General features: G+C 77.3%; 25 protein-coding genes and 1 tRNA gene. 14 read left to right on the top strand and 12 right to left on the bottom strand.

The features are described from left to right. Nucleotides 1–39: 39 nt before the first annotated feature. Genes FHN55_RS12195 through FHN55_RS12175 form a run of 5 tightly spaced genes read left to right on the top strand, consistent with a single transcriptional unit; the run spans nucleotide 40 to nucleotide 4,990 of the window. Complete coding sequence (locus tag FHN55_RS12195; RefSeq protein ID WP_218974613.1) at nucleotides 40–996, top strand: carbohydrate ABC transporter permease; 957 nt, start codon at nucleotides 40–42, stop codon at nucleotides 994–996. Next, nucleotides 993–1,925 carry a carbohydrate ABC transporter permease gene (locus tag FHN55_RS12190; RefSeq protein WP_139712594.1) on the top strand — a complete coding sequence of 311 codons (933 nt, stop codon included), beginning with the start codon at nucleotides 993–995 and terminating at the stop codon, nucleotides 1,923–1,925. Before FHN55_RS12195 ends, FHN55_RS12190 begins: the two co-directional genes overlap by 4 nt. Before the next feature lie 10 nt (nucleotides 1,926–1,935). Then, complete coding sequence (locus FHN55_RS12185; RefSeq protein ID WP_218974612.1) at nucleotides 1,936–2,955, top strand: ROK family protein; 1,020 nt, start codon at nucleotides 1,936–1,938, stop codon at nucleotides 2,953–2,955. 8 nt (nucleotides 2,956–2,963) lie between these two features. Beyond that, nucleotides 2,964–4,208 (top strand): ROK family transcriptional regulator, encoded by a 1,245-nt coding sequence (locus tag FHN55_RS12180; RefSeq protein ID WP_257570920.1) that lies wholly within the window; start codon nucleotides 2,964–2,966, stop codon nucleotides 4,206–4,208. Continuing rightward, nucleotides 4,205–4,990 carry a copper homeostasis protein CutC gene (locus tag FHN55_RS12175; protein ID WP_139712591.1) on the top strand — a complete coding sequence of 262 codons (786 nt, stop codon included), beginning with the start codon at nucleotides 4,205–4,207 and terminating at the stop codon, nucleotides 4,988–4,990. Before FHN55_RS12180 ends, FHN55_RS12175 begins: the two co-directional genes overlap by 4 nt. Before the next feature lie 81 nt (nucleotides 4,991–5,071). Here the strand turns inward: FHN55_RS12175 and FHN55_RS12170 are convergent, their stop codons facing one another. The 5 genes from FHN55_RS12170 to galU are packed head-to-tail and all read right to left on the bottom strand — an operon-like array spanning nucleotide 5,072 to nucleotide 8,885. Then, on the bottom strand, nucleotides 5,072–5,665 hold the full coding sequence (locus FHN55_RS12170) for a GNAT family N-acetyltransferase (protein ID WP_139712590.1): 594 nt from the start codon (nucleotides 5,663–5,665) through the stop codon (nucleotides 5,072–5,074). Nucleotides 5,666–5,672: 7 nt separating this feature from the next. Next, complete coding sequence (locus FHN55_RS12165; protein WP_139712589.1) at nucleotides 5,673–6,191, bottom strand: molybdenum cofactor biosynthesis protein B; 519 nt, start codon at nucleotides 6,189–6,191, stop codon at nucleotides 5,673–5,675. After that, nucleotides 6,175–6,675, bottom strand: coding sequence for a cyclic pyranopterin monophosphate synthase MoaC (moaC, locus tag FHN55_RS12160; protein ID WP_139712588.1), 501 nt, complete (start codon nucleotides 6,673–6,675; stop codon nucleotides 6,175–6,177). The genes FHN55_RS12165 and moaC overlap by 17 nt, the downstream gene beginning before the upstream one ends. Continuing rightward, on the bottom strand, nucleotides 6,672–7,904 hold the full coding sequence (glp, locus tag FHN55_RS12155) for a gephyrin-like molybdotransferase Glp (RefSeq protein ID WP_139712587.1): 1,233 nt from the start codon (nucleotides 7,902–7,904) through the stop codon (nucleotides 6,672–6,674). The genes moaC and glp overlap by 4 nt, the downstream gene beginning before the upstream one ends. Before the next feature lie 6 nt (nucleotides 7,905–7,910). Continuing rightward, nucleotides 7,911–8,885 carry a UTP--glucose-1-phosphate uridylyltransferase GalU gene (galU, locus tag FHN55_RS12150; protein WP_139712586.1) on the bottom strand — a complete coding sequence of 325 codons (975 nt, stop codon included), beginning with the start codon at nucleotides 8,883–8,885 and terminating at the stop codon, nucleotides 7,911–7,913. A 47-nt stretch (nucleotides 8,886–8,932) separates the two neighbouring features. On the opposite strand from galU, the gene FHN55_RS12145 reads away from it, so the two are divergent. The 8 genes from FHN55_RS12145 to FHN55_RS12110 all read left to right on the top strand — a co-directional run bounded on the left by FHN55_RS12145 (nucleotide 8,933) and on the right by FHN55_RS12110 (nucleotide 16,653). Continuing rightward, nucleotides 8,933–9,526: a 5-formyltetrahydrofolate cyclo-ligase gene (locus FHN55_RS12145; protein ID WP_139712584.1), complete on the top strand. Its 594-nt coding sequence runs from the start codon at nucleotides 8,933–8,935 to the stop codon at nucleotides 9,524–9,526. A gap of 143 nt (nucleotides 9,527–9,669) precedes the next feature. After that, nucleotides 9,670–11,232: a potassium/proton antiporter gene (locus tag FHN55_RS12140; protein WP_139712583.1), complete on the top strand. Its 1,563-nt coding sequence runs from the start codon at nucleotides 9,670–9,672 to the stop codon at nucleotides 11,230–11,232. Next, entirely contained in the window at nucleotides 11,216–11,821 is a 606-nt protein-coding gene (locus tag FHN55_RS12135) for a helix-turn-helix domain-containing protein (RefSeq protein ID WP_139712581.1), read from the top strand. The genes FHN55_RS12140 and FHN55_RS12135 overlap by 17 nt, the downstream gene beginning before the upstream one ends. Before the next feature lie 143 nt (nucleotides 11,822–11,964). Continuing rightward, nucleotides 11,965–13,383 (top strand): uracil-xanthine permease family protein, encoded by a 1,419-nt coding sequence (locus FHN55_RS12130; protein WP_139712580.1) that lies wholly within the window; start codon nucleotides 11,965–11,967, stop codon nucleotides 13,381–13,383. A gap of 4 nt (nucleotides 13,384–13,387) precedes the next feature. Beyond that, nucleotides 13,388–14,098: a cysteine hydrolase family protein gene (locus tag FHN55_RS12125; protein ID WP_218974611.1), complete on the top strand. Its 711-nt coding sequence runs from the start codon at nucleotides 13,388–13,390 to the stop codon at nucleotides 14,096–14,098. 98 nt (nucleotides 14,099–14,196) lie between these two features. Continuing rightward, nucleotides 14,197–15,345, top strand: a complete 1,149-nt coding sequence (locus FHN55_RS12120) for an MFS transporter (protein WP_180357800.1) — start codon at nucleotides 14,197–14,199, stop codon at nucleotides 15,343–15,345. 87 nt (nucleotides 15,346–15,432) lie between these two features. Next, the gene (locus FHN55_RS12115; RefSeq protein WP_139712577.1) at nucleotides 15,433–15,774 is read left to right on the top strand and encodes an FmdB family zinc ribbon protein; all 342 of its coding nucleotides are present in this window, start codon (nucleotides 15,433–15,435) and stop codon (nucleotides 15,772–15,774) included. Between the two features lie 141 nt (nucleotides 15,775–15,915). Continuing rightward, nucleotides 15,916–16,653: an SAF domain-containing protein gene (locus FHN55_RS12110; RefSeq protein WP_139712576.1), complete on the top strand. Its 738-nt coding sequence runs from the start codon at nucleotides 15,916–15,918 to the stop codon at nucleotides 16,651–16,653. 112 nt (nucleotides 16,654–16,765) lie between these two features. On the opposite strand, the gene FHN55_RS22715 is transcribed toward FHN55_RS12110, so the two are convergent. After that, nucleotides 16,766–16,927, bottom strand: a complete 162-nt coding sequence (locus tag FHN55_RS22715; protein WP_180357799.1) for a hypothetical protein — start codon at nucleotides 16,925–16,927, stop codon at nucleotides 16,766–16,768. A 64-nt stretch (nucleotides 16,928–16,991) separates the two neighbouring features. Beyond that, nucleotides 16,992–20,810 carry a DNA2/NAM7 family helicase gene (locus FHN55_RS12105; protein WP_139712575.1) on the bottom strand — a complete coding sequence of 1,273 codons (3,819 nt, stop codon included), beginning with the start codon at nucleotides 20,808–20,810 and terminating at the stop codon, nucleotides 16,992–16,994. 111 nt (nucleotides 20,811–20,921) lie between these two features. Here FHN55_RS12105 and FHN55_RS12100 point away from each other — a divergent pair. Then, nucleotides 20,922–20,993, top strand: a tRNA-Arg gene (locus tag FHN55_RS12100). Nucleotides 20,994–21,003: 10 nt separating this feature from the next. Here FHN55_RS12100 and FHN55_RS12095 read toward each other — a convergent pair. From FHN55_RS12095 to FHN55_RS12075, 5 genes are read right to left on the bottom strand one after another with little or no spacing between them, the layout of a single operon-like run. Continuing rightward, nucleotides 21,004–22,380 (bottom strand): hypothetical protein, encoded by a 1,377-nt coding sequence (locus FHN55_RS12095; RefSeq protein ID WP_218974610.1) that lies wholly within the window; start codon nucleotides 22,378–22,380, stop codon nucleotides 21,004–21,006. After that, nucleotides 22,377–23,090: a bifunctional 2-polyprenyl-6-hydroxyphenol methylase/3-demethylubiquinol 3-O-methyltransferase UbiG gene (locus tag FHN55_RS12090; protein ID WP_139712573.1), complete on the bottom strand. Its 714-nt coding sequence runs from the start codon at nucleotides 23,088–23,090 to the stop codon at nucleotides 22,377–22,379. The genes FHN55_RS12095 and FHN55_RS12090 overlap by 4 nt, the downstream gene beginning before the upstream one ends. After that, nucleotides 23,087–23,767: a DUF2064 domain-containing protein gene (locus tag FHN55_RS12085; protein WP_139712572.1), complete on the bottom strand. Its 681-nt coding sequence runs from the start codon at nucleotides 23,765–23,767 to the stop codon at nucleotides 23,087–23,089. The genes FHN55_RS12090 and FHN55_RS12085 overlap by 4 nt, the downstream gene beginning before the upstream one ends. Further along, nucleotides 23,764–24,471 carry a glycosyltransferase family 2 protein gene (locus FHN55_RS12080; protein ID WP_139712571.1) on the bottom strand — a complete coding sequence of 236 codons (708 nt, stop codon included), beginning with the start codon at nucleotides 24,469–24,471 and terminating at the stop codon, nucleotides 23,764–23,766. The genes FHN55_RS12085 and FHN55_RS12080 overlap by 4 nt, the downstream gene beginning before the upstream one ends. Further along, nucleotides 24,468–25,538, bottom strand: a complete 1,071-nt coding sequence (locus FHN55_RS12075; protein WP_139712570.1) for an NAD-dependent epimerase/dehydratase family protein — start codon at nucleotides 25,536–25,538, stop codon at nucleotides 24,468–24,470. Before FHN55_RS12075 ends, FHN55_RS12080 begins: the two co-directional genes overlap by 4 nt. Between the last annotated feature and the right edge of the window lie 9 nt (nucleotides 25,539–25,547).

Genomic DNA, 25,547 nt, shown 5'->3' with positions numbered 1-25,547 from the left:
CACCCGTCCAGCGACCACCCCGAGGCGAGGAGCCGCCACGTGACCACCGCAGTGCAGCAGCGAGCGCCGCGCGCACGCCGCCCTCAGCGCGTCAGCGAACCCCTGAGCCGGCGCTCCGAGCGCCGGATGGCGGCGCTGCTGCTGGTGCCGGCGGTGGCCGTGGTGGCCCTCGCGCTCGGGTACCCCCTGGTCCGCCAGGTGGTGATGTCCTTCCAGCAGTTCGGGCTGGCGCAGCAGTTCGGGCAGCCGCCGGAGTTCGTGGGGCTGTCCAACTACACCTCGGTGCTGTCCGACCCGTCGTTCTGGGCGGTGCTGGGGCGCTCGGTGGGCTTCTGCTTCGTCGTCGCCCTCATCACCATGGTCGTCGGGACGGCGGGGGCCCTGCTGCTCACCGCCTGCTCGCGCCCGGTGGCGGTCTGCGTGCAGGTGGTGATGCTGCTGGCGTGGGCGATGCCCGTGCTCAGCTCGCTGCAGGTGTTCCAGTGGATGTTCGACTCCCGCTCGGGGGTCGTCGACTGGGCGCTGGCCGGCGTCGGGTTCGACGGGATGGCCGGCTTCAACTGGTTCTCCACCCCGGGCGCGTTCTTCTCCGTGGCGGGCCTGCTCGTCACGTGGATGAGCGTCCCTCTGGTGGTCTTCATGGTCTACGCCGCGGTCACCCAGATCGACACCTCCGTGCTGGAGGCCGCCGCCCTGGACGGCGCGAACGCCGTGCAGGCCTTCCGGCACGTCATCGCGCCGTCCATCGCCCCGGTGCTCGCGCTGGTCACCCTGCTGGAGATCATCTGGGACCTGCGGGTGTTCACCCAGTTCCACGTCCTGCAGGCCAACGGCGGCATCACCGAGCAGACCAACGTGCTGGGCACGTACGTCTACCAGGTCGGCCTGGCGGGCGGGAACTACGGCGCCGCCTCCGCCGCCGCCCTGCTCCTCCTCCTGCTGACCCTCGGGATCAGCGCCCGGTACATCGCCCTGCTGCTGAAGGAGCCGGCATGACCGTCGTCTCGAACCCGCCCGCCTCGCCCGCCGCGGGCGAGGCCACCCCGGGCCTGCACGCCACCGCGCCGCTGGCGTCCGTCGTGCGCGGGAAGCGGAGCCCGCGGCGGCGCGTGCTGGGCGTGCTCGCCAACGCCGTCGCCGTGGTCTTCGGGCTGGCGTGGCTCTTCCCCGTCTACTGGATGCTCAACACCGCGTTCCTCACCAACAGCCAGATCCAGCAGCGCGAGCCGGTGCTGTTCCCCGTGGGCGGGACGGTCTCGCACTTCACGCAGGTGCTGACCTCCCCCGCGTTCTGGTCGGCGATGCGGATGAGCCTGGCCATCGCCGCCGTCGTCGTCCTCGGGGCCATGGTGTTCGGCTTCTTCGCCGCCCTCGCGCTGAGCCGGTTCCGGTTCCGCGGCCGCACCCAGCTGATCGTCGCCGTGCTCGTCATCCAGATGATCCCCGCGGAGGCGCTGTTCATCTCCCAGTACCGGATGCTCGACGGCTGGGGGCTGCTGAACTCCGTGGTGGGCATGAGCCTGCTGTACCTGGGCGCCAACATCCCCTTCACCATCTGGATGCTCAAGGGCTTCGTCGACGGCGTGCCGGTGGAGCTGGAGGAGGCCGCCATGCTCGACGGCTGCTCGCGCATGGGCGCCTTCGTGCGCATCACCTTCCCCCTGCTGGGCTCCGGGCTCGTGGCGTCCTCGATCTTCGCCTTCCTCGCCTCCTGGAACGAGTACACGCTCGCCCTCGTGGCGCTGACCAGCGACGGGGCCCGCACCCTGCCGCTGTGGCTGACCAGCTTCAGCGGTCAGAACCAGGTCACCGACTGGGGTGCGATCATGGCCGGCTCCACGCTCATGGCGGTGCCCGTGGTCATCCTCTTCATGACCGTGCAGAAGCGGATGGCAGCAGGTCTCACCGCGGGCGCCGTCAAGTGAGAGGGCCGCGGTGATCCCCGCCGCGCCGGCCACCCCGGCCGACCAGGCGCCCGGCGGCTTCCCCCGGCTCGACCTGCGCGCGGGCCGCCCCGTGGTGGCGGTCGACGTGGGCGGCACCCTCACCAAGACCGCGCTGGTGGACGGCGACGGCGAGGTGCTCGAGGTGCGCTCCGAGCCCACCGTGCTGCGCTCGGCGACGGGGCTGCTGGACCAGCTGGGCCTGGCCGTCGCGGACCTGGCCGCCTCGCACCCGGCGGCCCGGCCCGCCGCGGTGGGGGTGCACGTGCCCGGGCTGGTGGACGACGCCCGCGGGACGGTGCTGCTGGCCGAGAACCTCGGGCTGCGCGACGTGCCGCTGCGCGACCAGCTGGCCGCCCGCACCGGGCTGCCGGTCAGCCTCGGCAACGACGCCCGCGGCGCGGGCACCGCGGAGTTCCGCATGGGCGCCGCCCGCGGGGCGCGCACGGCGGTGGTCATCAGCATCGGCACCGGCATCGGCGCGGCCGTCTTCGTGGACGGCCGGCTGCACGACGGCGACGGCTTCGGCTGCGAGCTCGGGCACATGCCGGTGCTCGTCCCCGGGCGCCGCGCCCCGGTGGTGTGCGCCTGCGGCGGGCCGTCCTGCCTGGAGCAGTGGGCCTCCGCCGGCGGCATCGCCCGGTCCTACACCCGGCTCACCGGCAGGCCCGTGCGCGGGTCCCGGGAGGTGTTCGACGCCGCGAGGGCCGGTGACGAGCACGCCGCCCGCGTGGTCGGCGACGGCCTCGACGCCCTCGCCCTGGCGGTGGCGCAGCTGGCCACCGTCCTCGCCCCGGAGGTCGTGGTCGTCGCCGGTGGCCTGTCCCGCGCGGGGGCGGAGCTGTTCGACCCGCTGCACGAGCGGCTGGAGCAGCTGCTCACCTTCCACCGCCGGCCCCTGCTGGTGCCGGCGCGCTTCGGGGACGGTGCGGGGGTCATCGCCTCCGCGCTGCGCGCCGACGAGCTGCTCGAGGTGCTGGCCCTCCCCCAGCAGGTGGGTCCCCCGGCATGATCGGGGCCGTGACCACCAGCGCGGGTGCCACCAGGACCGCCGCTCGCCACGCCCGGCCCCCTCGGCCCGTGCGCGACGCCGAGCTGGCCGGCGGCACCTCCTCGGCCATCCTGCGGGCCGTGGCCGGGGGCGCTGCGACCGACCGGGCCGCGCTGGCGCGCCGGCTGGGACTGGCTCCGTCCACGGTGACGGTGAAGGTCGGCGAGCTGATCGCCGCGGGCGTGCTCGTCGAGGCGGGCGCGGCGTCCGCCACCGGCGGGCGGCCCGCGCGCGTGCTGCGGCTCACGCCGGACGGCGGCTGCATCCTCGCCGCGGAGCTGGGCCGCCACCACGCCCGGATCGGGCTGCTGGACATGTCGGGGTCGCTGGTGCGCTCCTCCGACCTCGCCCTCGACGTGGCCGCCGGTCCGGAGCCGGTGCTGGAGGAGCTGGTCCGGGCGTGGACCGAGCTGCGCGGCGCGATCCCCGCCTCCGCGGTGCGGGCGGTGGGCGTGGCGCTGCCGGGACCGGTCTCCAGCCGCAGCGGTGCCGTCGACTCCCCCGCCGCCATGCCCGGTTGGCACCGCTTCCCCGTCGGCGCCCACCTGTCGCAGGAGCTCGGGCTGCCGGCCGTGGTGGAGAACGACGCCAACGCCATGGCGCTGGGCGAGTGCACCGCGCTGGGCGCGGCGCAGGGCGAGGACGACGACGCGGCGGGTCCGCCCTCGGGGGCGCCGGCCAACCTGCTGTTCGTCAAGGCGGGCTCGTCGGTGGGCTGCGGCCTGGTGCTCGACGGGCGGCTGTACCGCGGGGCGACCGCGCTGGCCGGTGACCTGGCGCACGTCGTCGTCGGCGCGACCGGGGACGCGCCCTGCAACTGCGGCAACCGCGGCTGCCTGGACACCGTGGTGGGCGGGTCCTACATCCTGGCCGACCTGCGCAGCCGCGGGATCGACGCGCACGAGCCGATGGACATCGCGCGGCTCGTGGGCGACGGCGACGCCGTGGCCACCACCCGCGTGCGCGCGGCGGGGAGGCTGCTGGGGCAGACGCTCTCCGCGGTGGTGAACTTCGTCAACCCCGACGCGGTGGTCCTCGGCGGGCTGATCTCCACGCTGGAGCCCTTCGTGGCCGCGGTGCGCTCGCAGCTGTACGAGAACTGCCACCCGCTGGCCACCCGCGACCTGCGGATCGCGCGGAGCGTGGCCGGCGCGGACGCCGGGGTGCTCGGGGTGGGGCAGCTGGCGCTGCGGCAGGCCCTGACGTCGCTGTGAGAGCGGCGCTGGAGGTCACCGTCGACTCCCCGGGCGGCGCCCGGGCGGCGCGCGACGGCGGCGCCGACCGGGTGGAGCTGTGCGCGGCGCTGGAGCTGGGCGGGCTGACGCCGTCCGCGGGGGCGCTGGCCGCCTGCCTGGAGGTGGAGCGGGCCCTCCCGGTGCACGTGCTCGTGAGGCCGCGGCCCGGAGGGTTCACCTACGACGCCGAGGAGCTCGCGACGTCGCTGCGCGACGTCGAGGCGGCGGTCGCGGGCGGGGCCGCGGGCGTGGTGGTCGGCGCCCTGCGCGCGTCCGGTGACGGCGACCGGCTGGTGCTCGACGAGGCGTTCCTCGCGGAGGCCGCGGCGCGGGCCCGGGCGGTGCGCGCGGACGTCGAGGTGGTGCTGCACCGCGCCGTCGACCAGCTGGCCTCGCCGTCGCGGGCGGTGGCGGCGCTGGCCGGGTGCGGCGTGGACCGGGTGCTGACGTCGGGCGGTGCGGTGCGCGCCGCGGACGGCCTCGCTGAGCTCGCGGCGACAGCCGCGGCCGGGCGGGCGGCTGGCGTCGAGGTGATGGCCGGGGCCGGGGTGAGGCCGGAGCAGGTCGCGGCGCTGGTCGGGGCCGGCGTGCACGCCGTGCACCTGTCCGCGCGCCGCCCGGTGCGCGCCGCCGGACCGCAGGTGGCGGTCGGTCCGGCCGATGACGGTGGCCACGCCGAGACCGACCCCGCCCTGGTCGCCGCCGTCCGCGCCGCCCTCGACGCCCTCGACGCCCTCGACGCCCTCGACGCCCTCCCCTGACCCCTCCCCGACCCGCACTTTCCGCGCAAAGTGCGGAAAGGGAGACCTCGGATGCGCACCCTCCGCGGAAAGTGCGAGGGGTCAGGGGTGGGTGGAGCGGTAGCGGGCCATCAGCCCGCCGGGGAGGTCCTCGCGGGTCAGCGCGAACGTGCGGTGGTCGCGCCAGGCGCCGTCGATGTGCAGGAACCGCTCCCGCAGCCCCTCGTCCCGGAACCCGAGCTTCTCCACCACCCGCAGGCTCGCGGCGTTCTCGGGGCGGATGTTCACCTCGAGGCGGTGCAGCCCCACGCGCAGGCAGTGGTCGACGACGAGCGCCACCGCGCGCGGCACCACCCCCCGCCCGGCCAGGCGCCCGTCGATCCAGTAGCCGACGTGCGCGGAGCGCATGGCCCCCCACGTGATGCCGCCGACGGTGACCTGACCGGCGAAGGCGCCGTCCACCTCGAGCGCGAACGGCATCGCGGTCCCCGACCTGCCCTGGCGCGACAGCTCCCACACCAGGCCCGCGAAGGTGCGCACGGGCGGGGCGCCGTCGGGGTTGGTGGCCTCCCAGGGGCGCAGCCAGGCGCCGTTGGCGGCGCGCACCTCGCGCCACGCGGCGCTGTCGCGCACCCGCAGCGGCCGCAGCACCACCTCGCCGTCGTGGAGGACGGCGGGCCAGCCGGCTGTGCTCACCACCGGCTCACGAGCGCGGGTGGTCGCCGCCGCGGCGCTGGTCGACGGCGTGGGGCAGCACCGCCGTGAGCACCTCCACCGCGTCGCGGCACGCCCCCGGGGAGCCGGCCGCGTTGACCACCAGCGTGCGGCCGGCCGTCCCGGCGAGCCCGCGCGAGAGCGCCGCCGTCGGCACGCCCTTCGCCAGGCCCGCCGCCCGCAGCGCCTCGGCGATCCCCGGCACCGGCCGGTCGAGCAGGGGCGCGGTCTGCTCCGGGGTCTGGTCGTGGGGGTTCAGCCCGGTGCCGCCGGTGGTGACGACGACGTCGTAGCCGGCGGCCACGGCGGCGCGCAGGGCGTCGCCGACGGGGTCGCCGTCGCGGACCACCTGGGGACCGTCCACCTGGAAGCCGGCAGCGCGCAGGCCGTCCACCAGCACGGGGCCGGCGGTGTCCTCGTAGACCCCCGCTGCAGCCCGGTTGCTCACGGTGACGACGAGCGCCCGGCCCGCCGGTGCGGCGGAGCCGTCGTCAGCGGTGCCAGTCACCGGAGCGCCCCCCGCTCTTGGCGACCACGCGGACCCCGGTGATCTCAGCGCGCCTGTCCAGGCCCTTCACCATGTCCACCAGCGCCAGGCCCGCCACGGCGACGGCGGTCAGCGCCTCCATCTCCACGCCCGTGCGGTCGGCCGTGCGCACGGTCGCCATGAGCGCGACGCCCTGCCGGTCACCGGCACCGCCGCTGCCACCGACCACCTCGGCGACGACGTCGACCGCGTGCACCGCCACCGGGTGCGCCAGCGGCACCAGCTCCGGCGTCCGCTTGGCCGCCTGGATGCCGGCGATCCGCGCCACCGCGAGGGCGTCGCCCTTGGGCACCGTGCCGTCGCGCAGCGCGGCGACCACCTCGGCGGAGCAGACCACGAAGCCCTCAGCACGGGCCTCGCGGACGGTGACGTCCTTGCCGGTGACGTCGACCATGCGGGCGAAGCCGGCGGCGTCGAGGTGCGGGAAGCCCTTCACACCGCTCATCGTCTCCCGCGCTCCAGCAGCATGCACCGCACGACGTCACCCGGCTCCACGGACGTGGTGTCCTCGCCGGTCACCGCGAGGGCGTTGGCGCCGGCCAGCCCGAAGACGAGGTGGGAGCCCGGCCCGCTGGCGGGGCGCACGCGGGGGCGGCCGTCGTCGTCGGTGGTGACCACGGCGCGCGTGAACTGGCGCTTGCCGGGCGGGCTCGACCAGCCCTGCGTGGCGGTGGCGACGACGGCGGGGCGGTGCAGCTCGGCCTCGCCGAGCATGCGGCGCAGCGCCGGCCGCACGAACACCTCGAAGGAGACGTACGCGCTGACGGGGTTGCCCGGCAGCGTGAAGATCGGCACGCTGCGCCCGCCGCGCGTCAGCACGCCCAGGCCCTGCGGCATGCCGGGCTGCATGGCCACCTTGGTGAACTCCACCGTGCCGAGGCGGCTGAGCACCTCCTTGACCACGTCGTACGCGCCGGCGCTCACCCCACCGGAGGTGACCAGGACGTCGGCGCCCTCCAGCTGGCCCTCCAGCACGGACATGAGGCGCTGCGGGTCGTCGTCGACGATGCCCACGCGGGTGGCGCGCGCGCCCACGTCGAGCGCGGCGGCGGTCAGGGCGGTGGAGTTGGCGTCCACCACCTGCCCGAAGCCGGCGGGGTGGCCCGGGTCGACCAGCTCGCTGCCGGTGCTGAGCACCGCCACGCGCGGCGCGGGCAGCACCCGGGCGCGCTCGCGGCCCACCGCGGCGAGCAGCGCGACGTGGCGCACGGACAGGCGCGTCCCGGCGGCCACCAGGGTGGTGCCGGGCCGGACGTCCTCGCCCGCGCGCCGCACGTGCAGCCCCTCGGGCACGGCGCGGTGCACGAGGACGGTGGCCACGCCGCCGTCGGTGTCCTCCACGGGCACCACCGCGGTGGCGCCGGGCGGGACCGGCGCGCCGGTCATGATGCGCGCGGCGGCGCCCCCCGCCAGGGGCGCGACCTCGCGCACCCCCGCCGGCAGGTCGGCCACCACGGGCAGGGAGACCGGCGAGCCGGTGCCGGCCGAAGCGACGTCGGTGTGCCGGACGGCGTACCCGTCCATGGCGGACCCGTCGAAGGCGGGCAGGGAGGACGTCGCGACGACGTCCTCGGCCAGCACGCAGTCGACGGCGTCCAGGAGGGGCAGGTCGACGGGGGCGAGGGGGGAGACAGCAGCCAGGCAGGCGGCCAGGTGCTCCTCGACCGAGCGCACCTGCCCTCAGGCCCCTGCGTCGACGGCGGAGTGCGTGGGCTGCTCGGTGTCGAAGCCGGACGCGACCCACTCGGACAGCCAGGCGTTGAACTCCCCGCCGAGGTCCTCGCGGCCGGAGGCCAGGCGCACCACGGCCTTGAGGTAGTCGAGCTTGTCGCCGGTGTCGTAGCGGCGGCCGCGGAAGACCACACCGCGCAGTCCGCCGCCGGCCTCGGCCGGCATCCCGGCGAGGGTCTCCAGGGCGTCGGTCAGCTGGATCTCGCCGCCCTTGCCGGGGGCGGTCTTCTCGAGCACCTCGAAGACAGCGGGGTGCAGCACGTAGCGGCCGATGACGGCGAGGTTGCTGGGCGCGTCGGCCGGGTCCGGCTTCTCGACCATGCCCTTGAGGGTCACGACGTCGTCCTCGCCCTCGGTGGACGGGTCGTCGACGAGCTCGGCGCAGCCGTACATGCCGACGTTCTCGCGGGGCACCTCCAGCAGCGCCACCACGGAGCCGCCGTGCTGCTGCTGGACCTCCACGAGGCGGGCGAGCAGCGGGTCGCGCTCGTCGATGAGGTCGTCGCCGAGGAGCACGGCGAACGGCTCGTCACCCACGTGCGCCTTGCCGGTGAGCACCGCGTGGCCGAGGCCCTTGGCCTGGTGCTGGCGGACGTAGTGCACGTCGGCGAGCTCGGTGGTCTCGTGCACCAGGGCCAGCTTCTTCTGGTCCCCCTTGGCCTCGAGGTTCTGCTCGAGCTCGGGGACGACGTCGAAGTGGTCCTCCAGGGGGCGCTTGGTGCGGCCCACCACGAGCAGCACGTCGGTCAGGCCGGCGGAGACGGCCTCCTCCACGACGTACTGGATGGCCGGCTTGTCGACGACCGGGAGCATCTCCTTGGGCGTCGACTTGGTGAAGGGCAGGAACCGCGTGCCGAGGCCGGCGGCGGGGATGACCGCCTTGCGGATCGGGCGCGGTCCGGCGGGCGTGCCAGCAGGGCTCATGCGGCGAGGCTATCGGGGAGCGGCGGCGCGAGGCAGGATCGCGGACCGTGGGAGCGCAGCAGCAGACCCGGCCGGCGCAACCGGCCCTCGACAAGGCGGCCCTGCGCGCCGGGGTCCGCGCAGCCCGCCGCGCCCTCGACGACGACGAGCGCGCCGGTCTCGACGCCGCCCTCGCGCGCGCCGCGCTGGCCGACGGCTCTCCGCTGCGGGACCTCGGACCGGGCGCGGTGGTGGCGCTGTACGAGTCCCTGCCCACCGAGCCGGGCACGCGCGGCCTGCGGGCGGCGCTGGCGGCGCGGGGCGTCGTCGTCGTCCTGCCGGTGGTGGTGGGGGCCGCCCCGCTGGGGTGGGTGCTGGACGCCCCGGGCTCCCCCGCCCGGCCGGAGGGGCTGGACGGCGCCGACGCGGTGCTGCTGCCGGCGCTGGCGGTGGACCGCAGCGGCACCCGGCTGGGACAGGGCGGCGGGCACTACGACCGGACGCTGGCGCTGCTGCCGCCCGAGGGAGCCCCGGGGCGGCCGCTGCTGGCCGCCGTCGTGCGCGAGCCGGAGCTGCTGGGCGCGGGCGAGCTCCCGCGCGAGCCCCACGACGTCGGCGTCGACGCGGCGCTGACCCCCGCCGGCTGGACCCGCCTGCGCTGACCGTCCCGCGCGGGGCCGCCGGTCCCTGCGCCGGTGGATCTGCGGTGATCGCCGCGTTCGGAAGGCTCCGCGCCGGTACGGTGCGCCCTACCCCACCTCGCGCGCCGGACGGCCGCCGCCGGAACCTCGACGGGAGGCCCCGCATGACGGTCGACGACCTCGACCTCGCGGTGCTCGTCGGCGCGCTCGTGCTGGTGGTGGCCGTGTTCGCGGTGCGCCTGTCGGTGGGCACGGGCACCCCGTCGCTGCTGCTCTACCTCGCGCTCGGCGTGGCGCTGGGCGAGGACGGGCTGGGCATCCAGTTCGACGACTACGACCTCACCCAGGTGCTGGGCTACGCCGCGCTGGTGCTGATCCTCGCCGAGGGCGGGCTCACCACCCGGTGGGCCTCGATCCGGCAGTCGATCGCCCCCGCCGCCCTCCTGGCGACGCTGGGCACGGTGGTCTCGATCGTCGTCATCGGCGCGGTGGCGCACTGGGCCCTCGGCGTCGACTGGGCCACCGGCATGCTCCTGGGCGCCGTCGTCTCCTCGACGGACGCGGCGGCGGTGTTCTCGGTGCTGCGCCGCGCGCCGCTGCCGCACCGCCTCGGCGGTCTGCTCGAGGCGGAGTCGGGCTTCAACGACGCACCCGTCGTCATCGCCGTCGTCTCCCTCACCGCCGTGCTGGGCGGGGAGTCCTCCCACGGGTGGGGCTTCCTGGTCTTCGAGGCCGGCGCCGAGCTGGTGGGCGGCGCGGCCATCGGGCTGGCGCTCGGCTGGCTCGGCGCGCTGGGCCTGCGGCGCGTGGCCCTGCCCGCCTCGGGCCTGTACCCGATCACCGTGCTGGCCGTCTGCGCCCTGGCCTACGGGCTGAGCGCGGAGCTGCACACCTCCGGCTTCATCGCCGTCTACCTCGCCGGGCTGGTGCTCGGCAACGCCGAGCTGCCGCACCGGCCGGCCACCCGCGGCTTCGCCGAGGGCGTCGGGTGGCTCGCGCAGATCGGGCTGTTCGTGCTGCTGGGCCTGCTGGTCTCGCCCTCGGAGATCCCCGGGCAGGTGGTGCCGGCGCTGGTGGTGGGCTTCGCGCTGCTGCTGGTGGCGCGGCCGCTGTCGGTGCTGGCGTCCACCTCCTGGTTCCGTGTGCCGCTGCGCGACCAGGCGCTGCTCAGCTGGGGCGGCCTGCGCGGCGCGGTGCCCATCGTGCTGGCCACCGTGCCCGCCGCGGCCGGCGTCCCCGGCACCGAGGGCGTGGTGGAGATGGTGTTCGTGCTGGTGGTGGCCTTCACGCTGGTGCAGGCGCCGACGCTGCCGTGGGTGGCGCGCCGGCTGGGCATCAGCGAGCCGGCCGTGCGCGACCTCGAGGTGGAGTCGAGCCCGCTGGAGGAGATCGGCGCCGACGTCCTGCAGGTCAAGGTGGGCCCGGGCTCGCACCTGCACGGCCTGGAGGTCTTCGAGCTGCGGCTGCCCGAGGGCGCCGAGGTCTCGCTGCTCGTGCGGGACGGCCGTGCCCGCGTGCCCACCCGCACCACCACCCTGCAGCGCGGCGACGACCTGCTCGTGGTGGCCGTCTCCGGGGTGCGCGAGCTCACCGAGGAGCGCCTCTTCGCGCTGTCCGAGCGGGGCAGGCTGGCCGGCTGGACGACGCCGGGTGCCTCCCGCGTGCCGGAGCTCCGCCCCGCCCCGGGCCGCGACCGTACAGTGCCGCAGCGTGACGCTGAGCGCTGACGGTGACGGCCCCGGGACGACCGGCGGCGCGGACGACGTCGACGTCCTCGTCGCCGGGGTGGGCGCCAGGGTGCGCGCACTCCGCTCCCAGCAGGGGATGACGCTGTCCGAGCTGGCAGAGGCCGCGGGGCTGTCCGCGTCGATGGTGTCCACCGTCGAACGGGGCCGGACCGCGCCCTCCCTGGGGACGCTGGCGCGCCTGGCGGCCGGGCTCGGCGTCCGCGTCGCGTCCCTCTTCTCCGCAGCACCCGCCGACGAGTCCCCGGTCCTGCGCAGGGCGGACCAGATCGTCGACACCACACCCGGTGGCCTGGTGCGGCGCCTGGCGGTGTTCCAGCCGGAGAAGGACGTCGAGGTCTACGTCGACGAGTACGCGCCCGGGACCAGCCACGCCTCGCGCCCCTCGCAGCACCCCGGCCAGGAGTACGGAGTGCTGCTCGAGGGGACCCTGGAGGTGGAGCTGGGCGATGACGTGCACCGCGTCGAGGCGGGAGACGCCATCCACTACGAGGCCAAGCAGGCGCACCTCATCCGCAACACCGGCACCAGCGCAGCGCGGGCGGTGTGGGTGAACGTCCGTCGCCTCTGATGGCGCCCGTGAGGAACCGGTAACGGTGGCGTAACAGCACCAGGCAGCTCGGGCAACACCGGAGCAACAACACGGTTGTAGGAATTGCACTGACAGCGAAGTCAGTCGACTCGCTCCCTGCTCCCACGACTCGAGGTGGCCCCATGTCCGCCCCCGCCCGCGTGCTCGCCGTCAGTCCCGAGGACCGGCTCCCCGCCGGCCGCACCGCGCTCTTCGGGGTCCAGCACCTGCTGGCCCTCACCGGCATCTTCATCTTCCCGGTGCTGCTCGGCAGCGCCCTGGACCTCCAGACCGCGCAGGTGGGCCAGATCGTCCAGGCCTGCTTCCTGCTGACGGGCATCGTCACGGTGCTGCAGTCGAGCCGCCTGCTGCGCCTGCCGATCGTCCAGGGGCCCACCGCAGCCTTCTTCGTGGCGCTCATGACCTCCGGCGCCACCTACGGCCTGGGCACCGCCTTCGGCTCCATGGTGGTCGCCGGCCTCGTCTTCATGGCCCTGACCGTCCCCCTGGGCAGGCTCGGTGTCTTCGGGCACGTCTCCCGGGTGGCCACCCACCCGCTGGTCTTCGGGTCGCTGTTCGTGGTCATCGGCGCCCAGCTGGCCGCCATCGGGCTGCCCAACTGGTTCGGCGTCCCCGGCACCCCCGGCTTCGGGACCCGCAGCTTCGTCGTCGCCGCGGTCACGGCCGTGGTGGTGCTGGGCTGCCTCGTGCTCGGGCGCGAGGGCCTCGTCAAGCGCGGCGCCGTCGTCTGGGGCATCGCGGCCGGCACGGCCGCCGCCGCAGCGATGGGCACCTGGGCGCCGACCGCGCCGACCGCCGTCCTCGGGGCCCCCGAGCCGCTGCCCTTCGGCTTCGGCGTGGCCTGGCCGGCGGTGCTCCTCATGCTCCTCGCCTTCCTGCAGGCGGGCACGGAGTCGATGGGCATGTACTCCCTCGTCGGCGGCTGGACCGGCCAGAAGGTCTCCTTCCAGCGCGTCAACCGAGGCCTGTTCACCGAGTTCGCGGGCACCGTGGTCGGTGGTCTGTTCGGCGGCATCGGCACCACCTCCTACCCGGAGAACGCCGGCATCGTGCGCGTCACCGGCGTCGGCAGCCGCCGCGTGACGATGGCGGCCGGCGCCTTCGCCGTCGTCCTCGCCTTCGTGCCCGCGGTCAGCCTGTTCATCGCCGGCCTGCCGGGCCCGGTCCTCGCAGCGGCCTCCACGATCCTGTTCGGGACCATCGCTGTGGGCGGCGTCCAGATGCTGGCCGAGGTCGAGTGGGACGACATCAACCTGGCCGTCGCCGGCCCCTCGATCCTGGTGGCGCTGGGGGTGCAGTTCCTCCCCGCCGAGGTCTCCGCCGCGGCCCCGCCGGCCCTCGCCGGACTGGTCACGAGCCCGATGATGGTGGGCGTCGTGCTCCTGCTCGTCCTGCACGCTCTGCTCAACCTCGGCCTGCGCCCCGTCCTGGCCCGCCGGTCCGCCGGCTCCCCCTCCGACGCGGCGACGCCCACGGCTGCCGACGAGGTCGTCCTTCCCGCCCAGGCGCAGCGCGCCGCCGACGACCTCACGAAGGCCTGACCCCGTGACCACCTCCCCCGCTCACCGGGTGTACGGAGAACACCGCCCGCTGGCGACCGACGGCGCCTTCGCCGAGTGGCTCGACCCCACTCGCTCCGCCGTCATCTCCATCGACATGCACGACGGGCACCTGTCCGAGGAGCCCGACTGCCCGTGCCCCGCCCCGCGCGGCCGCGAGGTGGTGGCGCCGGTCGACGCCTTCCACCGCGCGGCCCGTGCCGCCGGGGTGCCCGTCATCCACGTGCGCTCCGAAGTCCGGGCCTCCGGCGTGGACGACGTCCGCGGCGTCCCCAGCGCGTGGCGCACGACCTTCCCCCAGTGGGTGGGCCCCATCCCCGGCGCCGACCAGCACGCCCTCGCCGGCAGCCGCTGGACGAGGTTCACCACCGAGGTGCTCCCGGGCGACGAGGTGGTCACGGGCAAGAAGCGCCTCTCAGCCTTCTACCCCACCGACCTCGACTTCCTGCTCCGGCAGATGGGCGTCCGCACCGTGGTGCTGGACGGGATCATGGCGGACTGCTGCGTCCTCAACACCGCCTTCGACGCGAACAACCTCAGCTACCGCGTCGTGGTGCTGGAGGACCTCGTGCGCGGCACCGACGAGGCGCTGGAGGCCGCTGCCCTGTCCGTGGTCTCGCTGCACCTGGGCCTGGTGACCACCTCGTCCGACCTGCTCGCCGCGTGGTCCCCCGTACCGGCGGTCACGGCCCGGTGACCACCGGCGGCCAGACCGCTGCCCGCCCGCTCCCGGACTCTCCGGCGCCCGCAGCGCCGGGGAGTCCGGCGTGGCGCGCACCGGCCACCGTCGTCGGGGTGGTGGTGGCGTCCACGGCCCTGTCCACCGCTCCCACCCCGCTGTTCCCCCTCTACGCAGCCCGCGACGGCCTGACGACGACCGCCACCACCGCGGCGTTCGCCGTCTTCGCCGTCGGCGTGGTCGTGGGCCTCGCCGCCGCCGGCAGGTCGAGCGACAGGTGGGGGCGGCGCAGGGTGCTGCTGGTGGCGAGCCTGCTGGAGGCGGCGGCCGCGGTCGTGCTGGCCGCGGCCCCGGGCACCGGCGGGCTGGTGGCCGGGCGCGTGCTCTGCGGGCTGGGGGTGGGTGTGCTGGCCTGCACGGCGTCGGTCGCCGTCCGCGAGCTGGTCGCAGGGGCGGCTGAGCCGGTGAGGCGCCGCTGGGCGACGGCCGCGGGAGCCATGAGCATGGCCGGCCTGGGCCTGGGCCCGCTCCTCGCCGGCGCTCTCGCCCAGAGCGCGCCCGCGCCGCTCCACCTCGTGTACGGGGTGCTGGCCGTGGCCCTGGCTGCCTGCTGCGCGGCGCTCGGTCGCCTCCCGGAGACGGCCCCCGGCTCGGGCCCGGGAGAGGTGCTTCCGCCCCGTCAGCGACCTCTCGCCGGGACCGTCGTCGGCGCCGCTCCCCTCCTCACGGCCTTCACGGCCTTCACGGTGACGGGCTTCTACGGCGGGCTCGCCCCCGAGGCGCTGCGCACCGTGGGCGGGCCGCCGGGACCGCTGGCCGCCGGGGCTGCGATCGGGTCCGTCTTCCTGGCCGGAGCCCTCTCCCCCCAGCTGCTCCCAGCTGAGCGGTGGACCGGCCGGCTGGCCGGGGTCCTCTCCGTGACCGCCGGCACCGTCGCAGCCACCACCGCGCTGGTGCTCGCCTCCCCGGGGCTCCTCCTGGTGGCCGCTCCCCTGGCGGGTGCGGGCTGCGGCCTGCTGTTCGCCTCCGCCGTGGCGGCGGCCTCCAGAGTCGCCCCCGCGAACCGGGCGGCTGCGGCCCGCGCAGTCTTCCTCGCCGCGTACGCGGGTCTGGCGGGACCGGTGCTGGCGCTCGGCGCGCTCCTGCGCGCGGTCCCGCTGAGCACCGCCGTGGTGCCGCACGCGGCCCTGGTGGTCGTGCTGCTGGCCGCCTCCCTGTGGGCCGCACGGGTCCGCTCACCCCAGGAACAGGACGACCAGCGGTAGAGTTGGCACTCGAGCGGCCGGAGTGCCAGCGCCCCGCGCGACCGCGTCCCGCCCGCTCGTCGTCGTCGTGAACCGAGGAGCTCCAGCGTGCCCACGTACGCCTACACCTGCACCGCCTGCGACCACAGCCTCGAGGTGCGGCAGTCGTTCTCCGACGCAGCGCTGACGGAGTGCCCGGAGTGCTCCGGTCGCCTGCGCAAGCGCTTCGACGCCGTGGGCGTGGTGTTCAAGGGCAGCGGCTTCTACCGCACCGACTCCCGCTCCGAGGGCAAGGGCGGCTCGTCGAGCTCGACCGGCTCCAGCGACAGCTCGTCCAGCTCGTCCAGCTCGTCCTCGACGCCGTCCAGCGGCAGCTCCTCGAGCTCCGGCTCCAGCTCGGCGAGCAGCAGCTCCGCGCCCGCCAGCAGCTCCTCCTCGTCGTCCTCCTGACGGCCTGACGCCCCGCCCGGTGCTCCCACCGGGCGGGGCGTCGTGCTGTCGTGCGCCCACAGGCGGCCTGGGCGGCCCGTCCGTCCACAGGCGGCGGTCCGGTCACCGCGCGGCGGTCGGGCCCGCCGGCACGCTGCCGCGATGACCACCACCGCCTGGCCGCCCCCGCAGCGGCGCACCGCCCCGTCCTCCCCCGCGCCGGGTGCGGCGCGCCGGAGGCTGCGCCGGGCCCTGCGGCGCTCCCGCCGGCCGCTGGCCGCCGTGCTGCTGGCCTGCGCGACAGCGCTGGGCGTGACGGCGCTGGTGCCCCACGAGGAGACCGGGGGCGGGGTGCCGGTGCTCGTGGCCGCGGACGACCTGCCGGCCGGCGCCGCGGTCGCCGCGGGCTCGCGGGTGGCCGTCCTCCCGCCCTCGGCCGTGCCCTCCGGCGCCCTGGGGCCCGCCGACGTCGACGCCTCCGGGCGCGCCGCGGACGCCCGCCTGGCCGCCCCCGTGCGCGCCGGCGAGGTCATCACCGACGTCCGCCTCAGCGGCGGCGACGTGCTCGCGTCCCTCGCCCCCGGTCAGGTGGCCGTGCCGGTGGCGGTGACCTCACCGCTGCCGGACGGGCTGGTGGTCGCCGGTGCGCGGGTCGCGGTGCTGGCCGCCGCACCCGAGGCTCCGGCGGTCCCGGAGGACGAGGAGGGCACCGCGCCCGCCAGCGGGCTGCTCGTCCGCAGCGCGACGGTGCTGGTGGTCAGCACCGACCCGCTCACCACGGGCCTGCTCGCCGGCGGCAGCGGCGGCACCTCGGTGGTCCTGGCGCTGGACGACGACGCCGCCGCCCGCGTGGCCGCGGCCACGGCGGACGGCGGCGTCGTGCTCGCCCGGTCTGCCTGACGCGGCCCTCAGCGGGTCTGGGCGCGGGCGGCGTACTCGTCGGACGTCGCGATCTTGCCGCACGCCAGCCCGCGGCCGCGGTGAGGAGAAGGGGGCGACGGCGCGTCGCGGCCTAACCCCAGTGGGGCGGGCGGTCGGCGAGCAGCCGCTCCGCCTCAGCCGCCCAGCGCCGCGCGTCCTCGGAACCGCCGGGAGCCGGGGTGGCGCGAGGACCGGGCTCGCGCAGCGTCGGTGCCTCCACCTCCTCGCCGGGGGCACCGGTCGGGGGCGCCACCACGCGGCGCCTCGCGCGCCCCGGGCGGCGTCCCCCACCCGCAGGGCCGCCGGTCGAGGTGGGGTCAGGCACCGCTGGAGAGCTCGCGCAGGACGGCCGCGACGGGCCCGGTCGGGTCGTCGAAGAGCTCCCGGGCGCTGACCCGCACCACCCCCCAGCCCAAGTGCCCGAGCTGCTCGGGCACCACGAGCTCGCGCTGGACGAGGTCGCCCACCGGGTCGTCGTCGGTACCGGCGGGGATGTCGGTGAGCACGGCCACGGCCGGGCCGTCAGCCCCCGCCGGGAGCACCACCACGTCGGGCACCGAGCCGGTGACGAGCGCCCGCGCACCGCGTCCGCCGAGGCGGTCGGACAGGCGCGCCAGCAGCGGGTCCGGAGCCGGCGCCTCGGCCAGCGGGCCACGCCGCGCCCCGAGGGCGCGCAGCGGCTCCAACGGGTCCGTGGCCGGGGGCTCCTCCAGGGACAGCAGCAGCTCCCGCAGGGCGGAGGCGCCGGTGGAGGTGCACTGCGAGGCCTCCAGCACCTCCCCCGCCACGCAGCTGACCACGGTGAGCCGCTTGCGGGCCCGGGTGAGCACCGACGCGAGCCAGCGGTGGCCGTCGGCGTCGTCGAGGGGCCCGAAGCGGTGCACGAAGCGGCCGAGGGGGGTGACGCCCAGGCCGACCGAGAAGACCACCGCGTCGCGCACGGTGTCGGCGCAGCGCTCGACGTCGGTCACCACGAAGCTCTCGCGGCGGCGGCGCCGCAGGAAGGCCGCCAGCTCGGGGCGGGCCGGCAGTGCGGCGCGGACCGCGTCGGCGATGCGGCGCGCGTGCGGCCGGGTCAGCGCCACCACCGCGAGCGACTCGTTCGGGTGGTCGCGCACGTGGCTGAGCACGAGGTCGACCACCGCCGCGACCTCGCCGTCCGGGCTGTTCACCACGCCGTCGGCGTCGGGGCGGCCGGTGACGTCGCTGACGCGGCGCAGCCGCACCGGCGGGCGACCGGGCGGGCAGGGCACGGCCCGCTCCCCCGTGGTGGTGCCGGGCACGGCGCTGGCCAGCGCCGCCAGCTGCAGCGGCATCCGGTGCTGCCAGGCGAGGCGGACGGTGGGCAGCACCTGCTCCAGGGCGTCGAAGACGCTGCGCCGCGAGCCGCGCGGCAGGGGCGCCTCGTCGGAGCGGCGGGGCGCCACGCGCACCGGCGTGGGGCCGCCGGGGTCACCGACCACCACCAGCTGGCGGCCCGCGGAGGCGGCGAGCACGGCCTCGGGCACCCCGACGCGGTGGGCGGCGAGCACCAGCACCACGTCGTAGCGGCGCTGCGAGGCGAGCTCGACCGAGAGGGCGAGCGGGCCGCTCACGCGGCACGGGGCGCTGGCCGACAGGGCCGTGGCCCCGCGCACGCGGTGGACCGCGGCGGCGCGGCGCTGCTTCTCGCGGGCGGCGAGGGCGGCGCTGGCCTCGGCGTGGCCGACGGCGTCGAGCGCGCCCAGGGCGGGGTCTGCGGCCACGAGCGTGTCCAGCACCGACCGCCACCAGGAGCGGCGCAGCTCCACCACGGCCTGGTCGGGGTCGAGGCCGCGGCGGCGCGCCTCCTCCAGCAGCGGCACCAGGCCGCGGCGCTCGAGGACGGCGAGCAGCTGCGCGCGCTGCGGCAGGTCGGCCAGGGTGCCGGAGTCGGCCACCAGCGCCCCGAGCCGCTCGGTGAGGGCGTGCCACGGCTCGTCGGCGAGCCCGCCCCCGCCCGTGGTGGGGGCGAGCACGGCGGACAGGGCGCTGACCTGCGCGACCACCTGGTCGAGCACCACCTCGGCCGCGGGGACGCCCTGCGGCACGCGCGGCGGGGCGCCGGCCGCGTCCTGGGCGCGCCAGGCCTCCCAGTCGAGGCGGGCGCGCTCGGCGTCGACGAGGGCGCCGTGGAGGTCGTCGAGGACCACGCCGGGGCGCACCAGCTCCCGCGCGGCGCGCTCGAGGCGGCGGCGCTCGAAGACGCCGTAGCGCGGGCCGGCGGCCCGCTGCGCCGGCGGCGCGGTCGCGTCGATGAGCGGCGTCAGGGGCCTGTCGAAGACCGCGGGCAGGAAGGAGTCGAGGCAGTCGCGCACGCGCGCCAGCAGGTCGAGCTGGGCCTGGGCGTCGGCCACGCAGCCCGGCACCCGCAGGCCGCTGCCGCCGGCCAGCACGGTGGCCTGGCGGCGCAGGGCGGGCAGCAGGTCGTCGCGCAGGGCGCGCGCCTCGTCGAGGGCCTCGGCGGCCTGGGCGCGGTCGGCCAGCGCCGCCCCCGACCACGCGGTGTCGCCCACGCGCGCCGACAGGGCGCCGAGGTCCACCGCCTCCCGCAGCTCCACCGCGGCCTTCTCGCGCTCGGCGGCGTCCATCGCGCGCAGCGCGGCCGGGGCCAGGCGCACCGGGTCGGGCCCGGGCGGCAGGACGGCGAGGGCCGCCATCGCCTCCAGCGCGGACACCCCCCAGGGGCCGCGGCGGGTGTGCAGCGCGGCGCGGTGGCGCCCCAGCGCGGCCACCACGTCCCCGTCGCCCCCCGCGACAGCGGGAGCGGGCGCGGGCGCGTCCACCGGAATCACCGGCAGGGGGCCGGTGCTGTTCGGGTCCACCGACCCGGTCGCGTCGACGAGGAGGTCACCGAGCCCGCGGGCCGCCAGCCGGCGGGCGACGTCCTCGGCCTCCTGCTGCTGGCCGGCCACGAGCAGCACGCTGCGGCCGGTGGCGGCCAGCGCCGCCACGGTGGTGGCCGCCACCTGGGTGGCCCCGGTGCCGGGGCCGGCCTCCACGCGCACGGAGCGGCCCGCGAGCACGGTGTCGAGCACCCGCCGCTGGGAGGCGTCCAGCGGGAGCACCTGCACGTCGTCCGGGTCCACCCCGCGGGCGCCCTCGGGGAGCTCGACGGCGGCGCCCGGGCTCTGCAGCCGCGTGCGCGCGGGGGCGTCGCCGGCCAGCGCCAGGGCGACGTCGGAGCCGGCCAGCTCGTCGCCGGCCCGGTCCAGCTCGGCCACGAGGGACCTGGCCACGTCCACCAGGACCGTCACGAGCAGACCGGGCTTGACCTGGATGTCGGGGGCCGAGACGCGGGTCAGGGAGCGCAGGCGCTCCAGCGCGGGAGCGGGGTCGAAGCCGTGGGCGTGCACCGACAGGGCCGCCAGACCGGCCGGGTCGACGGGCACGCCGCGGCGCTGCAGCTCCCGCACGAGCGCCGGGTTGGTGCGCACCGGGCCACCCAGGCCGATCTCGTAGTCCACCGGGCCGGAGCCGCGGGCGTGCAGCTCGGCCGGGCGCAGCAGCAGCGGGGTGCTCACGGTGAGGCCGGTGGCCTCGTCGTGCCAGGAGGCGAGCCCGACGGCCAGGACGCAGGCCTGCAGGCCGTGCTCGTCGGCGAGGGCGGACGCCTCGCCGCGGATGGCGCGCGCCCGCCGGCGCGCCTCCTCGAGCGCTCCCGCCTCGCGGAAGAGGTGGGACAGGCGCGTGGGACGGCCGGCCAGGAGCAGGGCGACGCCGGAGGGGTGGGCCGAGGCGAGCTCGAGGGACCCGTCGCGCAGGTCCTCCGCGGTCATGAGCGGTTCGGGGCCGCCGAGGGAGGCCAGCTCGGTGCGCCAGCCCGCGAGGGCCCGCTCGAGGGCGCTCGCGCCGGGGCGGCCGCCGGGGACGGCGCGCCGGCCGGTGGCGGGCACGGGGCGCCCTCCCCTCGGGGCGGCCGGGGCGGCCGGGGCGGCCGGGGCGGCCGGACCACCGGGGCCGGCGAGCTGGCCGGCACCGCCGGCGGGCGGCGCCGGTGCGTCGGGGCGCCCGCCGTCGCCCTCCGGCGACGGGGTGGACGACGGCTGCTGCCCTGCACCCGGTGCCGCCCCGGCACCAGCAGCACCACCCGCCACGCCCATCAGCCCTTGAGTCACTCGGAAAGGCTAGTGCGCCGCGGACGTGGTCAGCACGACCGAACGGTGCGTCGCGACCGCGGCGTCCTGCGCGGCGGGGACGGGGCTCCACCCGGCTACGCTGGGACCCGCGCCCTGGTAGCTCAGCGGAAGAGCAACCGCCTCCTAAGCGGTAGGTCGCGGGTTCGAGTCCCGCCTGGGGCACTCCGTGGTGTCACCAGCTCGTGTAGAGCAGGTGCTGCACCACGAGGGCCCACGCGACCTGGCCGGCGAGGGCCGGTCCGGCCCACCGGGGCGGCAGGGCGAGCAGCGCCAGCGCCATCCACGGGACGACGGGCAGCCAGATCCGCTCGACCTCCCCCTTGCTCATCTGCGACAGCGAGGCCAGCAGGACGAAGGCGGCGGCGCCCGCCACGAGCAGCACCACCGCACGCCGCTCCCGTGCTGCGCCGTCGCCGGCCGCCGTCACCTCGCGGCCCCACCTCCCTGCGGCGGCCAGCCCAGCGCCCACCAGCGGTCCGGCGCTCACCGCGAGCGCGGCCAGGTTGCCCCAGCTCCAGTAGGCGGCGGGCCGCCGGGAGGCGATGCCGTCCCAGTACCGCTCCACCAGCACCGGGTAGGCCTCCCAGATGGCGTACCCGCCCGCGAGCAGGAGCAGGAGGGGGACGAGGGCCGACACCGCGGCCACGGGCAGCGGCGTCCAGCGGCGCCCGGCCGCGAGGACGGCCAGGCACAGCGTCCCGAGCAGGGGCAGGCCGTAGGAGAAGGTCACGCAGGTGCCCAGCAGCAGGCCCGCCAGCACCGCCCAGGCCGTGCGCGCGGACGCCGCGCGCGCCGTGGTCGCCAGTGCGAGGGTGGCCAGGCCCCAGGCCGCGGTCGCGGTGAAGACGGCGTCGGCGCTGACGCAGAGGTAGACGGCCGCGGGGCTGAGCACCAGGTAGGGCGCCGCTGCCCGGGCCGCCGTCGGCGCCCCCAGGGCGCGCAGGGCCACGAGCACCGCGGGCACCGTCGTGGCCGCCACGGCCGTGACCACCAGACCGGCGGCGAGGTCACCGCCCAGCCCGAGCCGCACGAGGGCGACGAAGAACAGCAGCGCCCCGGGCGGGTGGCCGGCGACGTGCGTGACCCAGTTGTCGGGCGCCGCGGAGTACGGGATGCGCGCGGTGAAGGTGGACAGCAGCTCGGGCACGGAGGTCACCTCGCGCGCCGTGGGCAGGTACTCCCAGCGGTTGCCCAGCGCGCGGGTGAGGCCGGAGGGCCCGTCCACCAGCGCGAGCGCGAGCATCCAGGCGGCCGCCGCGACGGCGCTGACCAGCAGCAGCCGCCCCCAGGGCAGGCGCTGGGCCAGCCGCGGGCCCCAGCGGACGCCCGCCACGGCGAGCGCCAGCGCCACCGGTGTGCCGACGCCCAGGCCCGGCTGCCAGATCCCGTGGGTGGGGGCGAACCCGAGGTCGTCGTCGCGGGGGTGGACCTGCCACCCGGTCAGCAGGGGCACCAGGACACCGGCCGCCACCAGCAGCAGCGTGGCGAGCAGCCCGACCAGCGGCGCCCGGCCCGTCGCCACGGGGTCGAGGACCGCCGCCCGGCTCACCGCTGCCACCCCGCGTGCACGAAGCAGCGCGCACCGGCCCGCCGGACCTCGACCTCCTCGAAGCCGCTGCGGTGCAGCGCCGTGCGCAGCGCCCGCAGACCCAGGCGCGCCCAGCGGAACGGGGCGCTGCTGGCGCCGTCGTCGTCGACGACGACGAACCAGCCGTCCTCGTCGGCGTGCTCGTCGGCGTCGGCCTCCACCACCAGCACCCCGCCGGGGGCGAGGAGGTCCGCGCAGCGGGCGAACAGGGCGCCCGGGTCGCCGCCGATGCCGAGGTTGCCGTCCATGAGCAGCACCGTGCGCCAGTGGCCCTCGCGGGGCAGGGCGTCGAAGACCGACCCGCGCACCGCGCGGGCGCCGCGGTCGGCGCACGCCTGCGCGGCCTCCGGGGCGACGTCCACGCCGAGGGCCTCCAGGCCGTGGTGCAGGGCGGCGCGGACCATCCGCCCCGGCCCGCACCCGACGTCGAGGAGCGGGCCCTCGACGCCGGCGATGGCGCTGGTGTCGGCGCTGTCGGCGGGCGCCCGGAGGGTGTCGAGCTCCCAGCTCGTCCCCGTCTCCCGGCGCTGCCCGCCGTCCCCCGGTGGCGAGGACCGGTGCAGGTGGAGCCGCCCGGACCGCCGGCTCCGCAGGTGCCGGCGGTAGGGCTCGTCGCAGCCCTCGCCGAAGACCGGTGGCCCGGGGCGGAGCGCGTCGGCGAGGTGGCTCACGAGGCGCCTGCCGCCGCACCCGCGACGGACCGCGCCCACGCCCTGGCGGTGCGGGTGGCGGGGGCGAGGGCGCTGACGGCGGCGAGGTCGTCAGGGGTGTCGACGTCCCGCAGCTCCCCCAGCAGCCCGACCCGCAGGCCGGCCCCGAGCAGCCGGTCCAGCTGGCGGGCGCCGGTGTCCTCCTGCGACATGGGCACGCCGCGGACGAGGTCGCCGCGAGCGGGCCGGGGGCCCAGGCCGAGGGCCCAGAAGCCTCCGTCGGCCGCCGGCCCGAACCAGGCGCCCCCGGGCCGCTCCCGGCCCAGCAGCAGCCCGAGCGCCGGGGCGAGGTCCTCCGGGCGCAGCTGGGGGGTGTCCATGCCCACGAGCAGGAGCGGCCCGGCCACCACGTCGAGCAGGTGCCCGAGCCGCTCGTCCAGCCCGCCGGCCGGCTGCTCGAGGACCTCCCACCCGTCCAGCTGCGCGGCCCGCGGCGGGCTGCCCTGCAGGAACAGGACGCGGCGCACCCCGGGAGCGCCGTCGGCCGTGAGGTCGACGGCCTCGAGGGTGTCGAGCAGGCTCGCCTCCGCCACCCGCGCGGCGCCCTCGGGCCCCAGCGCCGGTGCCAGCCGTGTCTTGACGTGCCCCGGCACGCACTCCTTCGCGACCACCACCAGCGCTGGTCCCTCACCCGTCATCGGCGTCCCCCCTCGGCTGCCGCGAGCACGCGGCTCATGTCACGCACGGCGCCCACGGTGCCGCGCACCGTGCCGGTGACCTTCGAGCGGCCCGTCCGGGGGCGGTAGGCGACGTCGACCTCCGCCACCCGCAGGCCCGCCCGCACCGCCCGCGCGACGGCCTCCAGCGGGTAGCCGCTGCGCCGGTCGCGCAGGTCCAGCGCCAGCAGGTCCGCCCGGCGGGCCACGCGCATCGGCCCGAGGTCGTGCAGGCGCAGCCCGAGCCGCATCCGCACCAGCACCGACAGCGCGGCGCCGGCCACCCGGGCGTGCAGCGGCCAGGCGGAGCGGCTGGTGGCGCGCCGCCGGCCCAGGACGAGGTCGGCCGCCCCGGCGTCGACCAGCGCCACCAGGCGGGGCAGCTCGCCGAGGTCCAGGCTGCCGTCGGCGTCGCAGAAGGCGACCAGGGGGGCGGTCGCGGCCTCGAGGCCCGCGTGGCAGGCCGAGCCGAAGCCGCGCACGGGCTGCACCACCACGCGGGCGCCGGCGGCCCGGGCGACCTCGGCGGTGCCGTCGGTCGAGCCGTTGTCGACGACGACGGCGGAGTACTCCGGTCCCAGGGCCGCCAGCTCCGCCAGCACCCCCGGCAGGGCGCCGGCCTCGTCCAGGCAGGGCAGCACCACGTCGACGCGGACCCCGCCGCCGGGCGGCTGCGGGACGCTCACGCGCGCAGCGGCGCGACGGCGAACTCGCGCAGGCCCTCGGAGACCGGCACGGCGGCGCGCCACCCCAGCTCGGCGGCCGCGCGCTGGGAGGACGCCGTCACGTGCCGGACGTCACCGGCCCTGAACGCGCCGGTGACCTCCGGCGGCGGGCCTCCGAGCGCCTCGGACAGCGCGGTGGCGAGCTCGAGGACGGTGGTGACCGTCCCGCTGCCGGTGTTGAAGGCGCGGCTCGTGCCGGCGGGGGCGTGCGCCGTCCAGGCCAGCGCCGCCACCCCCGCGCGGGCGACGTCGTCGACGTGCACGAGGTCGCGGCGCTGGGCGCCGTCCTCGAAGACCCGGGGCGCCCGGCCGTGCTCCAGCGCCGAGCGGAAGATCGCGGCGACGCCCGCGTAGGGGGTGTCGCGGGGCATGCCCGGCCCGTAGACGTTGTGGTAGCGCAGGGCGGCGACGCGCCCGCCGGTCTCGCGCGCCCACACCGCCGCCAGGTGCTCCTGGGTCAGCTTGGTGAGCGCGTAGGTGCTGCGCGGGTCGAGGCGGGCGTCCTCGGTGACGACGTCGGGCTCGAGCTCCTCCCCCGTGGCCGGGTCGCGCGGGTCGAAGCGACCCGCTGCCAGGTCCGCCTCGTCCCGGGGGGCCGGGCGGACCGCGGCGCCGTCGCTGGGCCGCCGGTAGGCGCCCTCGCCGTAGACGACCATCGAGGAGGCCAGGACCAGGCGCCCGACGTCCGCGCGCGCCATGGCCGCCACCAGCTGCGCGGTGCCCGTCACGTTGGTCTCGGCGTAGTCGGGGGCGTCCTGCAGGTCCACCCCCAGGCCCACCTTGGCCGCCTGGTGGCTGACGGCCGTCGCCCCGGCGAGGACGGCGTCGAGGGTCCGCGCGTCGCGGACGTCGCCCACCACCAGCTCCACGCCGTCGGGCAGGTCGGCCTGCGTCGGGGGCCTGCCGTGCACGTCGGGCCGGCCGGAGTCCAGCACGCGCACCCGCCACCCGCCGGCGAAGGCGGCGCGCACCACCGCGGAACCGATGAAGCCGGCGCCACCGGTCACCACCAGGAGGTCATCGGGCATCCCGGCACT

The organism is Streptomyces sp. NP160, from assembly GCF_006335115.1.
In the GTDB taxonomy this organism is placed as follows: domain Bacteria; phylum Actinomycetota; class Actinomycetes; order Actinomycetales; family Quadrisphaeraceae; genus Quadrisphaera.
The sequence above is the reverse complement of the archived record's forward strand: the minus strand, read 5'-3'. Positions and strand labels throughout refer to the sequence as shown.

Coding starts and splice junctions, on each gene's coding strand:
- galU (WP_139712586.1), bottom strand. CDS start 8,885: ATGAGCCCTGCTGGCACGCCCGCCGGACCGCGCCCGATCCGCAAGGCG.
- FHN55_RS12130 (WP_139712580.1), top strand. CDS start 11,965: ATGTCCGCCCCCGCCCGCGTGCTCGCCGTCAGTCCCGAGGACCGGCTC.
- FHN55_RS12110 (WP_139712576.1), top strand. CDS start 15,916: ATGACCACCACCGCCTGGCCGCCCCCGCAGCGGCGCACCGCCCCGTCC.
- moaC (WP_139712588.1), bottom strand. CDS start 6,675: ATGAGCGGTGTGAAGGGCTTCCCGCACCTCGACGCCGCCGGCTTCGCC.
- FHN55_RS12190 (WP_139712594.1), top strand. CDS start 993: ATGACCGTCGTCTCGAACCCGCCCGCCTCGCCCGCCGCGGGCGAGGCC.
- FHN55_RS12140 (WP_139712583.1), top strand. CDS start 9,670: ATGACGGTCGACGACCTCGACCTCGCGGTGCTCGTCGGCGCGCTCGTG.
- FHN55_RS12085 (WP_139712572.1), bottom strand. CDS start 23,767: ATGACGGGTGAGGGACCAGCGCTGGTGGTGGTCGCGAAGGAGTGCGTG.
- FHN55_RS12075 (WP_139712570.1), bottom strand. CDS start 25,538: ATGCCCGATGACCTCCTGGTGGTGACCGGTGGCGCCGGCTTCATCGGT.